The 15,738-nt window shown below is 69.9% G+C and carries 7 protein-coding genes; 6 read left to right on the top strand and 1 reads right to left on the bottom strand.

Annotated features, from left to right (window positions below):
• Positions 1 to 21 precede the first annotated feature (21 nt).
• The 5 genes from HQ308_RS04245 (at position 22) to HQ308_RS04225 (ending at position 5,442) form a co-directional block, all read left to right on the top strand.
• Positions 22 to 987, top strand: coding sequence for a hypothetical protein (locus HQ308_RS04245; protein ID WP_222631715.1), 966 nt, complete (start codon positions 22 to 24; stop codon positions 985 to 987).
• A gap of 230 nt (positions 988 to 1,217) precedes the next feature.
• Complete coding sequence (locus HQ308_RS04240; RefSeq protein ID WP_027504640.1) at positions 1,218 to 2,216, top strand: daunorubicin resistance protein DrrA family ABC transporter ATP-binding protein; 999 nt, start codon at positions 1,218 to 1,220, stop codon at positions 2,214 to 2,216.
• Complete coding sequence (locus tag HQ308_RS04235; protein ID WP_037184733.1) at positions 2,213 to 3,013, top strand: ABC transporter permease; 801 nt, start codon at positions 2,213 to 2,215, stop codon at positions 3,011 to 3,013. The genes HQ308_RS04240 and HQ308_RS04235 overlap by 4 nt, the downstream gene beginning before the upstream one ends.
• A complete protein-coding gene (locus HQ308_RS04230) occupies positions 3,010 to 3,855 on the top strand; it encodes an ABC transporter permease (RefSeq protein WP_027504639.1) in 846 nt (281 codons plus the stop codon). Before HQ308_RS04235 ends, HQ308_RS04230 begins: the two co-directional genes overlap by 4 nt.
• A gap of 144 nt (positions 3,856 to 3,999) precedes the next feature.
• Positions 4,000 to 5,442: a wax ester/triacylglycerol synthase domain-containing protein gene (locus HQ308_RS04225; RefSeq protein ID WP_222645516.1), complete on the top strand. Its 1,443-nt coding sequence runs from the start codon at positions 4,000 to 4,002 to the stop codon at positions 5,440 to 5,442.
• On the opposite strand, the gene HQ308_RS04220 is transcribed toward HQ308_RS04225, so the two are convergent.
• On the bottom strand, positions 5,439 to 13,937 hold the full coding sequence (locus tag HQ308_RS04220; protein ID WP_222645515.1) for a non-ribosomal peptide synthetase: 8,499 nt from the start codon (positions 13,935 to 13,937) through the stop codon (positions 5,439 to 5,441). The two genes, HQ308_RS04225 and HQ308_RS04220, sit on opposite strands and share 4 nt — an antisense overlap.
• A gap of 409 nt (positions 13,938 to 14,346) precedes the next feature.
• On the opposite strand from HQ308_RS04220, the gene HQ308_RS04215 reads away from it, so the two are divergent.
• Positions 14,347 to 15,726: a wax ester/triacylglycerol synthase domain-containing protein gene (locus tag HQ308_RS04215; protein ID WP_027504637.1), complete on the top strand. Its 1,380-nt coding sequence runs from the start codon at positions 14,347 to 14,349 to the stop codon at positions 15,724 to 15,726.
• Positions 15,727 to 15,738 lie beyond the last annotated feature (12 nt).

The following is a 15,738-nucleotide window of genomic DNA, read 5'->3' as shown; positions in this document are numbered from 1 at the left end:
CCGCACACCGAAGGACACGCCATGGCGCCCCGACACAGCCGCACTCCCGTCACCACGACGGACACCCCTCGCGCATCCGTCGGCGTCTGGACGCATGCACCCACGTCTCTCCGCCGTCACGTGTTCGTCGTGCGTCCGGGATCCGAGAGCTCCACGCCGGATCGCATGTCGAGGCACTTGACCGACCTCGCCGCAGAGGCAGGTCTGCTCGGAACCGACGAGCACGCGCGGGTGACCGTCCACGCGCCGGGCGTCGCGGCCGGCACCGTCGTCGCGCTTCTCGACGCCGCGCACCCGTCGACCGACGCACCGTGGTGCCTCGACGTCTTCACCGAGGTGTCGGGCTTCGATGCGGTGCCGAGCGGATCGGCAGTCGCCGTGTTCCGCTCCGCAGTCGGGCCCGTCGAGTCGCGCACGATCACCCGCATCGTCGAGACCGTCCTCGCTCCCGGCCGTCCCGCTCGTCCGGGTGGGCCCGTGGCACGCCACGCGTACCGACCGTTCGACGGTGCCGACGCGCCGGCGTACCCGGCACCACGGGGTGACGCCCGTTCACTCGTCGCGCAGTTCCCCACCGTCCGACTCGAGCAGATCTCCGCGGGACTCGGTCAGACCACGATCGCGGACGTGGTGTCGACGGTCGTCTCCACCGCCGTGCGGCGCGCGGTTCCGGCCGGGACGTCACCCGTCACCGCTCTGCTCGTCGCGGACATGCCGGTCCCGCCGTCCGGGGTCGACACGCCCGACCTTCTGTCCTTCGGACCGCACATCGCGGAGGACGCGCGTTCCGTCACCGCCACCGTGTGCCGTGTCGGCGCAGCCACCGTGGTGACACTCTCCTCCTCGGTGCCTGCACTCGACCTCGCCACCGTTCTGCACCACGTGGAGGACGGGCTGCGAGGCCTGGAGCACTCCGCCGCCGCCCAGTTCTCTCGCCTGGGATCACTCCCTCGCCACGCACGGGAGCGCGCGAACGTCGCCTCCTGACTCACCTGCCACCACACAGTCGAAACGGGTTCGGCCGCGTCCTCGGACGTGGTCGGACTCGGTCCACCACCACGGCTCCCACGTGGAAGAAGTAACATCGGTCGGGGTTCGCGGGATGACTTCGACAGTGCCGCACGCTCGACACGTCGCTCCGCGACCGACTCGGTCGGGCATGATCGCTCTCGAGCGACGAGCACTGACGACACCGCACCCGACGACAGTGGAGACCAATGCCATCAGACGACACAGCCGTACTCGTAGAGGACGTTCACAAGTCCTTCGGAACGGTTGACGCACTGCGCGGCATCGATTTCAGCGTCCCCACCGGCTCCATCCTCGGAGTTCTCGGGCCCAACGGCGCCGGGAAGACCACCACCGTGAAGGTGCTCGCGACGCTGGTCCGACCGGATCGCGGACGTGCGGTGGTGTCAGGCCACGACGTGGCGCAGGATCCTGCGGCCGTCCGGCGTTCCATCCTCATGACGGGTCAGTACGCCGCTCTCGACGACGCCCTGACCGGCCGGGAGAACCTCGTCCTCTTCGGTCGTCTCATGGGACTGACGAAGAAGTCGGCCCGTGTGCGCGCCGAGAACCTTCTCAACGACTTCGACTTGATCGAGGCCGGGGATCGACAGGTCCGCGGCTACTCCGGCGGTATGCGTCGACGCATCGACATCGCGTGCGGTCTCGTGGTGCGTCCGAAGGTCGTGTTCCTCGACGAGCCGACCACCGGACTCGACCCGCGCAGCCGCAAGGCGGTGTGGTCACTCGTGTCGTCGCTGCGAGACCAGGGCATCACGACGCTGCTGACCACGCAGTACCTCGAGGAAGCCGACGTTCTCAGCGACAGCATCATCGTCATCGATCGCGGTCGGGTCATCGCGCAGGGCACGGCCGACGAGTTGAAGTCGATGACGGGCGGCAACTACTGCCACATCAGCCCGCTGGATCCCACCGAACTGCGCCGCGCCGCAGATGCTCTCGCCGGTCTGCTTCCGCCCACCTTCAGCGCCGCCGACCTGCAGGGCGACAGCATCATCATTCCCGCACCGGACGGCCCCGGCACGCTGGCCGAGGCGCTGAAGAGGCTCGACGCCGCGGGCATCGAACTGTCCGACATCGGTCTGCGCCGGCCGTCCCTCGACGACGTGTTCCTGAGCCTCACCGGTCAGTCGCAGGGTGATGCGGCTCCGGCCGAACCCGCCATCGGCTCGGGCGCACCCTCGTGACGGCCACCCGAGACGCAGGACGTGCCTCGCACCGAGCACCGGAACCCACGGCGTTCAAGCAGTGGGCGAGCCTGTCCGGACGGTCCCTGGGATCGATGGCCAGGTCCGGCAGCCTCGTGGTCGCCGTGGTCGCCCCGGCCGTCTACACGGTCGGCTTCTACCTGCCGCTCCGGCTCGTCATGCAGTTCCAGGGCCTGGACTACGCCCAGTTCCTCATGCCGATCATCTGCCTGCAGGCCATGGCGTTCACCGCCATCTCCGCAGCGCAGCGTGCTGCCATCGAGGGTCAGTCGGGTATGACCACCCGTCTGCAGACGATGCCGGTCACCCCGTGGGTACCGCTGCTGTCGAGAGCGACGGCCAACCTGGTGCACGCGAGTCTCTCCCTGATAGCCGCGCTGGTCTACGGCTCCCTCATCGGGTTCCGATTCCAGGCAGGACTCGACGACGCCGTCATCTTCATGCTGTTCGCACTCCTCGTCGGCGCGGCGCTGACCACGGGCGGCGACGCGATCGGATCGTTGTCCCGGTCCCCCGAGGCCACCAGCCAGGCACTGACCCTGCCCCAGCTGATCCTCGGCATGTTGTCGTCGGGCTTCGTTCCCGAGACAGGCTTCCCCGAATGGATCCGTCCGTTCGTCCGCAACCAGCCCATCTCCCTCTTCTCGAAGGCCATGCGTGACATGGCCGAAGGGGGCGTCAACTCCGCGACACTGTGGCCGGCGATCGCCTGGGCGGTGGGCCTCATCGTGGTCCTCGTACCGCTCGCGGTCTGGGCCAGCACGAGGCGATCATGACCGACACCGCGTCCGAACCCCGCTTCGATCTGCGCGCGCTCCCCGAACCGGAACGCCTCGTGGGCGAACGCAGCCTCGCCGGGCTGGCGTCGCAGAGCGTGCTGCACTGTGGCCGCCTGCTCCGTCGCTGGGCTCGCGATCCGCTCACCATCATCCAGGCCGTCGTGTACCCGGTGGTCTTCCTTCTCATGCTCCGCACGGTGCTCGGCAACTCCGTGTCGGCGGCCACCGGAGAGAACAGCATCTTCGGCACCGTCCCGCTGATCGCCATGGTCGCCGCCATGTCCGGGTCGCTCGCGAGCGCGGTGGGTCTGCGCCGAGAGCGTGCGGCCGGTCTGGTGTCCCGCTTCCAGACCCTGCCGGTGCACCGCGCCGCGGGTCTGGTGGGTCGACTCCTGGCCGAGACCGCCCGCATCGTCACCACGACGTTGCTCATCGTCGTCGTCGGGTTCACGCTCGGCTTCCGGTTCGAGCAGGGGCCCGTTCCGGGCGTGCTGGCGATGCTCGTGCCGCTGGCGTTCGGCCTCGGGTTCGCGGTGTTCGTCACCTCGGCCGCGATCGTGACCACCACCTTCCCTCTGGTCGAGGCCGTCGGAATGGTGTTCACCATTCTCATGTTCTTCAATTCCGGTTTCGTCCCGACGCGGGCCTATCCGACGTGGTTGCAACCGTTCGTCGAGCACAACCCCATCTCCTGTGCGGTCGATTCGATGAAGGGCCTCACACTCGGTGGCCCGGTCACCTCCCCGCTGTTGCAGTCGCTGGCCTGGTCGTTCGGGTTGTTCCTGGTGTTCGTGGGGCCTGCGGTGCGTGGGTACCGTCGCGCCGCCGAGACGTTCTGACGCTGCCGCGACCGGCCGGTCACAATGGCCGCCCGATCGGCCCGAAAAGGGCGTAACAGAACGCTCGGTTCCGGCAATGTAGTCGCTGTAGGCGCGGCCCGCGGATGCTGGTCGGCGCAGTGGCCGAACGCGAGGACCGACGCCGTGACACGATTCCGACAGCCCTTCATCGGCGTTCGAGTATCACCCCGGGACGCGATCAACGTCCTCGCCGAGAGCGAGCGGGTGATCGCCAACCTCGTCGACGTGATGGTGTTCGACGCCGCCGGCACGATGGGAGCATCCCCGACCCACGCCACGGTGTGCGCGTGGATGCGTGGACGTCTCGACGTCTCCCCCGTGTTCCGCCGGCGGCTCCGACGGCGCGCCGGCGATCTCGGTGACCCGTTCTGGGTGACCGGCGACGTGGACCTCGACGACCACGTCGTCGTCACTCCGATCGATCGACCGGGATGGGACCCCGTCGAGCGCCACATCGCTCGGGTCATGGCCACTCCGATGACGCTGGCGTCGTCGGGGTGGGAACTGCACGTCCTGACGGGCATCCACGGCGTGCCGCACCTTCCGGAGGGCGCGACCGCGGTGGTGATCAAGGTCCATCACGCGTCGATGGACGGGTTGGGGCTGGTGGCCGTGGTCCGAGCCCTGTTCGCGTCTCCCGACCTCTCGCACGACGGACGTGTCGCGGAGCGCCGCGGAACCGCGGTTCCGGGCCCGATTCCGCCGCTGTGGAAGGACGCCGCCACGATGCCCCGCCGGACGGCGATGTTCGTCCGGACGATGGCGGCCGTGCGCCGGGCTGCACCCGAGACACCGCGGCCACCGCGGCCCGCGACCCGCTTCAACGCCCGGATCGCACTCGACCACCGCGTCCGGATCGTCTGGCTGGACCTCGCACACGTCCGGACGATCTCGCGAGCCGTTCCCGGAATCACCGTGAACGACGTGCTGCTCACGGCGGTCTCCCTGGCACTCACCCAGTTCCTCGACCAGGCAGGGGAACACCCTGCGGCCACCTTGAGCACGACCATGCCGCTCGACATCCACGCGACCCACGACACCGCAGCGGCGAATCAGACCACGTTCGCGGACGTCGACCTGCACACCACGGTCGTCGACCCGCTCCTGCGCCTCCGCGCTGTGCACGCTTCGGCTGCCGACGCCAAGAGGCGGGTGCAGGATCTGACGTCTCGGCACGAGGTCAGCCCTTTCGACGTCGCTCCGCCCCTCCTCCTGCGGGCGATCGGCGCCCTGTCCACCCTGGCTCCTCACGACCGTCCGACAGTGCCGTCCACCACCGTGGTGTCGAACATGCCGCACGGAAGCGACGACCTGTGGTTCCTGGGCGCCCGCGCGGTGGCCGCGTTCATGCCGATGCCCACGGTCGACGGCATGGGACTCATCCACCACATCACCTCGCTCGGCGACCGTCTGGCACTCACCGTGACGGTCGAGTCGACCATGATGGCGGAGCCGGACCGCTACTGCGCGATGATCCGGGACGCCGTGGACGCGCTCGCGGCGGCCACGCTCGACGACGTCGCCGCGCCGCGCGCAGCGGCCCCCGCGAGCGTCGACACCGACTAGCCTCGCAGCGCCGTCCCGGTGAGCACCGTGACGTCCAGCGGCGCCGCCGCGGGTGCCTGATCGGCATCGCTCACGACGATGACCTCGAGGTCGTCCAGTCCCTGCGTGTCGAGCGACGCGAGTTGGGACTCGGACAGCACGACATGGGTGACCCACTCGTCGGCGAGCGCGTCGGCGAGATCGTCGGAGGCGTCGAGACTCACGGTCGTCGCTCCGGCCGCGGCAGCGACCACCACGGCGAGCACCTCGAGGTCCAGCGGCGCCCCGGCGGCCACCGCCACCCGCGATTCGTGCGTCACCTGAAGACTGTCCGCGGTGATGCACGAGGCGAGCGCTGCGTGCGTCAGCGTGGCATCGCCCAGGGCGACGAGTGGATCGCCGGGACCGGCGGACACGATGCCGTCCGCGGCGGACAGCGGTCCGACCGGGCCCTGCGTGAAACGGTCGTCGGACGTCACCCGGATCGCGGTGTCCGCGTCCGTCAGCGTCGCGCCGATCTTCGCCGCGGCCCAGGTCGCCGCGATCCTGTCCTCGGGTGCCTCGACCAGCGGGGTGACCGGTCGGCCGGGCCCACCCCCCTCGGCCAGCAGGACCCGGGCGATGCGATTGGACCGGGCGTCCATCTCGGCCCAGCTGATCTCGAACTCGCCCCGTGCGTACGCGGGAGCTCCCGGATCCGCCTCGACGGACGCGGTGATCATCGAGGGCAGGTCGACGGGCTGCGGCCGACTCGTCTGCACGGCCGCGGCCACCGGCTCGTCGGCGTCGGTCGACGGGCCCGAGGCCAGGGCGATCGAGGAGACGGCACCGCCCGGATCCGCCACCACCGCGTCGAGCGCGGACGAGAAGACGGTGGCGAAGGTGGCCGCCGTGGCCTCGTCGAACAGATCGGTGGCATAGGTGACGATGCCGGTCACCGGGTCCGAGTGCTCGCGGTGAGGAGAGTCCTCGATGGTCAGCGTGAGATCGAACTGGGCGGGATCGAACGGGTTCTGCAACTGCTCGACGTGCAGACCCGAGAGATCGATCTCCGAACGCTCGGTGTTCTGGTACGCCAGAGCCACGCGGAACAGCGACGACGACCGCGCAGGCGCCACCGTGTCGACCACGGTGTCGAACGGCACGTCCGCGTGGGCGAACGCCGAGAGGGCGACACCCCGCGCATCGTCGACGAGATCGACGACGGACGCGTCCTCGTCGACCGCCAGGCGCAGCACCAGGGTGTTCACGAGCATGCCGACCAGAGGATCGAGTTCGGCGCTGCCTCGACCCGCCACCGCGGTGCCGACGCAGATGTCGGTCGACCCGCTGATGCGCGACAGGGCGACGGACAGCGCCGCGTGCACCACCATGAACGGAGTCGCGCGCCGCTCCCGTGCCAGATCGCGGACCAGCTCGTACGTCTGCGCCGGGATCTCGAAGCGCACGGAGGCACCCACACCGGACGGTGCCGGAGGACGCGGACGGTCCTGCGGCAAGGACAGCTCACCAGGGAGCCCTGCCAGGGTCTCGCGCCAGTAGGCGAGCTGACGTGCCGAGACCGACTCGGGATCTGCCGGGTCGCCCAGCAGCGTGCGGTGCCACAGGGCGTAGTCCGCGTACTGGACCTCGAGCGGCGTCCACGCCGGCAGCACGCCCGCCGTGCGCGACGCGAATGCCGTCACGACGTCGACGGTGAGGGGCGCGATCGAGAAGCCGTCGGCCGCGATGTGGTGCACGACCACGACGAGCACGTGCTCCTCGTCGCCGAGGCGGAACAACTCGACGCGCAGCGGCACCTGCGTCGTCACGTCGAACGGCGTGGTCGCCACCGCCACCACACGCGCCGCGAGCTCGGCCTCCGTCACCGGGATCGGGGTCAGCGGCCGGCCCACCGGTGCGAGCACGGACTGACGCCCGTGACCGTCGACGTCGGGGTAGACGGTGCGCAGCGTCTCGTGTCGGGCGACGACGTCGTCGACCGCGACGCGCAGGGCATCCACATCGAGTGGTCCCGTGAGCCGCAGGCCCATCGGCAGGTTGTAGGTCGCCGCCGTCGGATCGACACGGTTGGCGAGCCAGAGCCGTTGCTGTGCCGGAGCGAGAGGAACGACCTCGGGGCGGGGAGTCGACGTCAGGTGTCGACTGGTGGTGACGACGGTGTCGAGGCTGTCCGCGAGGTCTGCCACCGTGGCCGCGTCGAAGACGGCGCGCAACGGCACCCGCACACCCAGCTCGTCTCCGATGCGGGCCGCGACGCGGGTCGCCACCAGCGAGTTCCCGCCGAGAGCGAAGAAGTTGTCGTTGAGCCCGACGCGCTCCACGCCCAGGAGTTCCGCGAGGACCTCGGCCACGACGCGTTGCTCCTGCGTACGCGGTGCGCGGTATCGCTGCACGTCCACCACCGGGTCGGGCAGCGCCGAGCGATCGAGCTTGCCGCTCGCGCTGACGGGCAGCGCGTCCAGGACGACCACGACCGGCACCATGTACGCCGGCAGGATGCGCGCCGCGTCCGCTCGGAGCAGGTCGGTGTCGACCGTCGCTCCCGGCGCGGGCACGACGTAGGCGACGAGCGTGTCGTCGCGGACAATGGCGACCGAACGGGCGACGCGCGACGACGCGGAGACCGCCGCCTCCACCTCGCCGAGTTCGATGCGCAGTCCACGCAGCTTGACCTGGTGGTCGACGCGCCCCGCGAACTCGAGATGGCCGTGGTGGTTCCACCGGGCCAGGTCACCGGTGCGGTACATGCGCGCACCGTCGTGGCCGGGCAGTGCGACGAACCGGTCCGCCGTCAGGTCCGGACGCCCGTGATACCCCCGCGCCGCCTGGACGCCGCACAGATACAGCTCGCCCACGACACCGTCCGGCACGGGCCGGAAGCGACCGTCGAGCACGAGCGCGGCGGTGCCGTCGACCGGGATCCCGATCGGCACGGACGGCGGTTCGCCCCGCCCGACCGGATGTGCCGTCGCGTGGACCGCGAACTCGGTGGGGCCGTACAGGTTGTGCACGTCGATGTCGCACTTCTCGCGGAACGTGTCCACCGCGGCGCGACCGAGGGCCTCACCTGCCAGGAACACCAGACGCAGTGAGCGGCAGGCGTAGTCGTCAGCGGCCTCGGTGAAGACGGCGAACATGGACGGGACGAACGACACGGCCGTCACGCCGTACCGCGAGATGGCCCGCATCAGGTACTCGGGATCACGGTGACCGTCGGCATCGGCGACGGCGAGGGTGCCCCCGACCGCCAGTGTCGCGAACATCTCCCACACCGAGACGTCGAAGGTCATCGGGGTCTTGGCGAGCACCACGTCGTTCTCGGTCAGCGCGTAGGTGCGCGCGAACCAGTCCACCTGGTGCGTGACGGCACCGTGCGGGACGGACACACCCTTCGGCACACCCGTCGAGCCGGACGTGAAGATGACGTAGGCGGTGGTGCCGGCGCGCACGGAGCCCGTCCGGTCGGTGTCGGTCAGCGGAGCGGACGAGACGGACGGATCGTCGAGTGTCGCCAACGACACGGCTCCCTCGCCCGCCACCGGGAGTGCGTCGGGCTCGGCCACGACAACGCAGCGCGCCGCGGTGGCGGCGACGATCTGATCGATGCGGGCCGCAGGCTGCTCCGGATCCACGGGGACGTACGCGCCACCGGCCTCGAGCACGGCGTACACCGCGACGAGTGCGTCGACCGAGCGCGGGAGAGCGACGACGACGGCGACCTCCGGACCGACGCCACGCTCGACCAGGGATCGGGCGACGCGATTCACGCGCGCCGCGAAGTCTCCGTACGTGTGCGAACCCGCTGCGTCGACGAGTGCCGTCGCATCGGGGTTCTCGGCTGCGCGCCGACGGAATCGCGAGGTCAGCGAGACCGCCTCCGTGGTCCCCTCCGGCAACACGGGCGCCGTGACGCGCTCGCGTTCCACTCCGCCGAGCAGGTCGATCTCGTCGAGGACGACATCGGGATCCGCGGCCACCGCGCGGGCGACGGCCACGAAACGTTCCGCGAGGGACCCGATGGTCTCCCGGTCGAACAGGTCCGTCGCGTACGCGATGGTCGCGGCGAGACCGTCCGGAGCTCCGAGCGGTGTCAGGGAGTCCACCAGGGTGAACTGCAGGTCGAACTTGGCCACACCCAGATCGAACTCGACGGTCTCGAGGCGCAGGTCGGTCAGCTCGAAGTGCGCCTGGCCGAGATTCTGGAACGACAGGAGCACTTGGAAGATGGGGTGCCGCGCGCGTGAACGCGGCGGATCGATGACCTCCACGAGCCGCTCGAACGGGACGTCGGCGTGGGCGAAGGCACCGAGGTCCTGCTCGCGGATGTGGGCGAGCAGGTCGCGGTATCCGGCGCCGACGTCGACGCGGGTACGCAGCGCGAGGGTGTTGACGAACATGCCGATCATGTCGTCGACGGCGGCGTCGCCGCGACCGGCGACCGGTGTCCCCACCGTCACGTCGTCCGTGCCCGAGTGGCGTGCGAGCACGATCGCGAGGATCGAGTGCACGACCATGAACAGCGTGGAGCTGTGGGCGCGCGCCACGTCGACGAGCGCCGCGTGAAGCTCCGGTTCGATCGAGAAGGTGTGTGACGCACCGGCATACGTCGGCTCGGTGGGCCGCGACCGGTCGACCGGGAAGGGCAGCTCGTCCGGCAGGTCGGCGAGCGCGGTGAGCCAGTACCGCTCCTGCTGCGCGATGACCGACTCGGGATCGTTCTCGTCGCCCAGGGCGTCGCGCTGCCACACCGAGAAGTCGGCGTACTGGACGGGAAGCGGCGCCCAGGTCGGTGCGAACCACGACACCCGGGCGCTGTAGGCCGCCATGAGATCGCGGGCGAGCGGAGCCATCGAGGCGCCGTCCGCGGAGATGTGGTGGACGACGACGGCGAGCACGTGCGTGTCGTACGCGGTCCGGAACAGGGTCGCCGCGACGGGGACCTCCTCCGTCACGTCGAACGCACGACCGGCGAGCGCGGCCACCGCGGACGGCAGCGCGTTCTCGTGGACGTCGACCGGGGTGAGGTCGGGAACGATCGACTCCGCCGTCAGTGCGAGCTGCACGGGACCGTTCGGGGTGTCCGGATACATCGTGCGGAGCGACTCGTGCCGATCGATGACGTCGAGCATCGCCACCTGCAGCGCCGGCACGTCGAGATCGCCGACCAACCGGACGGCGAACGGGATGTTGTAGGCGGCCGACGTCGGATCGAATCGGTTGAGGAACCACATGCGGCGCTGCGCGTACGACAACGGCGGCGCGTCCTCGAGAGCGTCCGAGTCGGCGGCCGTGCGGCGGACCAGGGGTGGCCGCGGCGGGACTCCGGACTCGAACTGCACCCGTGCCGCCAGGGCCGCCACCGACGGCGCCTCGAACAGCGTCCGCACGGTCACCGTGGTGTCCAGAGCCTTGCCGAGTCGCGCGACCGCGCGAGTGGCGATCAACGAGTTCCCGCCGAGGGCGAAGAAGTCGTCGTCGCGACCGACCCGGTCGACGCCGAGCAGCTCGCCGAACACCGACGCGACGATCTCCTCGACAGGCATGGACGGCGCCCGGAACTCGTGCACCTCGACGACCGGTTCGGGCAGACTCCGCCGGTCGATCTTGCCCTGGACGGTGATGGGGAGCGCGTCGAGCACCATCACCGACGACGGCACCATGTGCGACGGCAGACTCTGCACGGCGAAGCGGTGGATCTCGTCGCTGTCGACGGTGCGGCCGTCCTGCAGGACGACATAGGACGCGAGCGCGAGGGAGCCGGACGACGGTCGGTGCGCGATGGTCACGGACGCGCGGACGCTCTCGTGCATCGACAGCACCGCGTCGACCTCGCCGAGTTCGACGCGCATGCCGCGGATCTTGATCTGGAAGTCGGCTCGGCCGACGTACGCGATCTCGGTGTCGGCCGACCAGCGCACCAGATCGCCTGTGCGGTACATCCGTGCGCCCGGCTCGTACGGCGACGCGACGAAGCGCCCCGACGTGACGCCGGGTGCGTGGACATAACCCCGCGCGACGGACGGTCCCGACAGATACAGCTCGCCGACGACGCCCTCGGGCACGGGCCGGAGCCATGGATCGAGAACGAGGCACGAGGCTCCGCGCACCAGGCGGCCGACGGTGATCGGCGCGGCCGGATCCAGCGGCCGCGACATGTGGCTGATCATGGTGATCTCGGTGGGTCCGTACGCGTTGTACATGCGTCGGCCGGTACCCCACCGCGCCACGAGATCGGGTGGGCAGGCCTCGCCTGCGGTGACGACGTGCTGCACGTGATCGAGCCCGTCCGGATCGACCGAGGCCAGCGCGGCGGGGGTGATGGTCACGTGGGTGACCGCCTTCTCCGACAGGTAGCGCGCGAGTTCCTCGCCGCCGAAGACGTCCGCCGGCGACACCACCAGCGTCGCCGACCGGCTCAGGGCGGAGAGCATCTCGAACAACGACGAGTCGAAGCTGGGCGAGGCCAGGGCCAGGACACGGGAGGACGACTCGACGTCCAGACGCAGAGCGATGTCCCGCGTCAGGTTCGCGACACCGCCGTTGCCGACGACGACGCCCTTCGGGAGACCGGTCGATCCGGAGGTGTAGATCATCCAGGCCGGAGTCTCGAGGTGGATCGGCGAGAGCCGATGCGCGTCGGTGACCCGCGCCGGCGAGTACTGCGACACCAGGCGGTCGGTCTCGACGGCGTCGATCGCGAGCCAGTCGAGCGCATCGGGGAGGCTGCCCGCGCGGGTGGTGTCGGTGATACCGAGGACGGCCCCGGAGTCGGAGACGAGGTGCAGGATGCGCGCGGTGGGCAGCGCCGGGTCGATCGGCAGGAACGCCGCGCCCGTTCGCGCCACGGCCCACGTGCTGAGAATCGAGTGCAGCGACCGTGGGAGGGCGATCGCCACGGTGGTCTCCGGCCCCGCGCCGCGCGAGACGAGCAGTCGAGCGATGCGGTTCGCCGAGGCGTCCATCTGCGCGTAGGTGAGGGCGCCGTGCGCCGTCTCGACCGCGATGGCGTCGGGCGACCCTGCGACGGCGTCGTCGATGACGTCGACGAACCGCCGGGGTCGAACGCTCGATGCTCCCCGCGCGGGCACCAGGGTGGCGCGCTCGTGCGGGGAGAGGACCTCGATGTCGAGGACCCGGCCGTCCGCAGCGCTGTGCGAGAAGCGCCGGAGGTAGTCGAGGAACCGCGACCGCAGGTCCTCGACGCGCTGCTGGGTGTAGAGGTTCGGGTTGGACTCGAAGTCGATCTGCAGCTCGTCGCCGTCGCCGGGAGCCGGGTACAGGTTGATCGAGAGATCCTCGACCGGGCCGGTGGTGAGCACGTGGTACGACCCACGAACGTCGCCGAGCACGATCTCGTTGTCGAACATCATCAGGTTCACGGTGGGACCGAAGAGGCCGCGCGTGTTCGTCATCTCACCCGCGTCGCGCCGGATGTCCTCGTGCCGGTACCGCTGTCGGCGCAGCGCACCGGTGAGTTCGCGCTGCACGCGGTCGATGACGTCGGACACGGTGGCGGCGGCGTCGACGCGGACGACGAGGGGAACGACGTTGGAGACCATGCCGCCCGAGCGCCGCAGGACCGCGCTCGCGCGGCCCGACACGGGGAGGGACAGCACGACGTCGGTGGTTCCGGTGGTGCGGGAGACGAACGCCGAGAACGCGGCGATGGCCAGCGTGACCGTGGTGGTGCCGAGCGAGTCGACACCCTTCGCGAGAGATTCCGCGACCTCGACGGGAGTGCGTCCCGACGCCGCCCGGCACGGCACCGAGACCGGTGCGGTGCTGTCGACGAACGAGACTCCGGTGGGGAGCGTCTCGAACTTCTCGGCCCAGTGGCGGCGATCGTTCTCGAATCGCGTCGACTCGCGGTAGGCGACGTCGTCGTCGTAGACCGTGCGGAGGTCGCCCGCCCGCGTCGGCGTCGGCTCGCGGCCCTCGACGAGCGCGGTGTAGTGCGCCGCGACCTGGCGGATCATGGTCATCGCACCGAAGCCGTCCAACACGATGTGGTGGATCCGGCAGTACCAGAAGTAGCGCTCGTCCTCGACCCTGATCAGGTAGGTGACGACCAGCCGGTCGGAGGTCATGTCGAGAGGCGCGGCGCACTCGGCGCGCATCCACTCGATCGCCGTCTCGACGGGAGTCGCATCCTCGCGCAGATCGAGGAAACGCACCGTGTCGGTGATGGACAGGTCGACCACCTGGGCCGGCACTCCGTCCTCTTCGACGATGCGCACGAACCCGGACCCGAACTGCCGGCCGACCGAGATCATCGCCGCCTCGAGAGCCGCCGCGTCGACCGGTCCACGCAGGTCGACGTAGTGGGCTATCGACACCGGCACGGAGCCGGCGAGCTGCTGAGCGAACCAGATCCCGCGCTGAGCCGCGGTCAGGGGAACCGCGTCGAGCACGGGCGCTGGGCCGTCCTCACGGGCGCCGTCGTCCTCCGCGTCCGTCGCCTCGGCGATACCGACGCTTCGGTTCGCTACGCGCGCGGTGTCGAACGACTGCACCGATCTGGACCTCCGAATCCGGGGACGACCGCACTCTGCGTCGTCGATGAGGATCGCAACCCGGTCCGCGCCACCCTCGACTGCTGGTCCTCGATCCGGTTATTCAGTGTTTCACAGTCCCAAAACCCCGACAAGGCAACCGGGTCCGACCATCGAGTTCGCTGCACGGTCAGCCGACGACGTACGACCCGAGTCGGTCGGCGAAAGCGAGACGCGATCACTGATTCGTCACGATTCGGGAGAGTACACAAAGCAGACCGAACCTTGTCGGGATCAGGCACGAACCACCTGGACGGAGACACCGCTGTCTACCGTGGAAGCGGCACCACCCGACGTGACATGCACAGGAGATCCCGTGAGCCGATTCCGGCGAACCACACGACGCTCCACCCCCACCCGAGGGCGACCGATGACGTCCCGTGACGCCCTCAACCTCTATCTCGAGTCGCCGCACACGTCGGCGATCCTCATCCACGCCTTCGTGGTCGACGTCGCCGCGGGCCCCGGTACCGGACTACGCACGCACGCCGATGCGGTGGCCTACGCCCGCTCGATCGTGCACCTCGACCCGATCTTCCGGCAGCGGCTCCACCGTTACCCCGGCGACATCCACTACCCCTTCTGGGTGGACGACCCGGACGCGGACGTCGACTCGCACGTCACCGTGACGCACCAGCAGGACGGCGACGTCGAGATCGTGCGCCGCCGGACGGTCGAACTCTCCCGTGAGTTCTTCGACTTCACCACCGGGCCGGCGTGGCAACTGCACTTCCTGGTGGACCTGCACGGCGTCGACGGGGTCCCCGACGGGGGCACGGTGATGATCGCCAAGTTCCACCACAGCGCGATCGACGGTGTGAGTGCCTCCGACCTCATCTCCCGCATGTTGTCCCCCACTCCGGCAGAGCCGCGACCGGAGACCGCCGAGGTTCCGGTTCCCGGTCGAGTGCGGGCACTCTCTCGCGTTCCGGCCGACCTGGTGCGCCTCGCCGCGGTGGCGGTCCGCTGGTCGACGCGGTCTCGTGCCGGGACCCCACCGGCGTCGTCGACCGCGCCGACCGCAGTGCCCGCGACACGGTTCAACGGTGACAAGGAACCGGACATGTCGTGGGACCTGGCCTGGTTCGACCTCGACCGCATCCGGCGCGTCAAGTCCGCGTACCCGGGCACGACGGTCAACGACATGCTGACCGCGATCATCTCGCTCGCCCTCTCGACCTATCTCGAGGAACGAGGCGAGTTGCCCGCGGGCAGTCTCTCGATCTCGATGCCGATGAGCACACGCTCGCTCACCGACGCGACCACCGCGAACCAACTCACGCCGATGATGGTCGACCTGCACACCGACGTGCCGGATCCGGCGGAACGCCTCCGCAGAATCCACGAGTCGCTGGTGGCGGCGAAGGAATCGGTGGCTCGCTCCACCGAGCGCACGGGCCCACCACACCCTCTCGGTGCGTTGCCCTCCGTCGTGGTCCCCGTGATCGGTGCCCTCACGCGGGCGCCGTCGACCGATCCCGCGACCGCGCCGGTGACCACGATGCTCAGCAACGTGAGCTACGGACGCGGGCCACTCGCGCTGCTCGGCGCGCCGGTGGTCGGCTGCTACGGAGTTCTTCCCGCCGTGCGCGGGGTGCATCTCACGCACTCGGCGCGGTCGGTCGGCACGTCGATCTCCCTGTCCGTCGCAGCGAACGCACGGTCCCTGCCGGACATCGAGCACTACATGGACGTCGTCCGACACGCACTCGATCTGCTGGACCCGGACGTCGACACGACTCGGGCCTGACCGCGGGCGGGA

Origin of the sequence: Rhodococcus sp. BP-241 (assembly GCF_019836145.1) — a bacterium.
Taxonomy (GTDB): domain Bacteria; phylum Actinomycetota; class Actinomycetes; order Mycobacteriales; family Mycobacteriaceae; genus Rhodococcoides.
Note: the sequence above shows the minus strand (reverse complement) of the source record. Positions and strands in the feature narration are given on the sequence as shown.

What these genes read in the sequence shown, in the direction of transcription:
- HQ308_RS04215 (WP_027504637.1), top strand. Translation starts at nt 14,347, where the DNA reads ATGACGTCCCGTGACGCCCTCAACCTCTATCTCGAGTCGCCGCACACG.
- HQ308_RS04240 (WP_027504640.1), top strand. Translation starts at nt 1,218, where the DNA reads ATGCCATCAGACGACACAGCCGTACTCGTAGAGGACGTTCACAAGTCC.
- HQ308_RS04245 (WP_222631715.1), top strand. Translation starts at nt 22, where the DNA reads ATGGCGCCCCGACACAGCCGCACTCCCGTCACCACGACGGACACCCCT.
- HQ308_RS04230 (WP_027504639.1), top strand. Translation starts at nt 3,010, where the DNA reads ATGACCGACACCGCGTCCGAACCCCGCTTCGATCTGCGCGCGCTCCCC.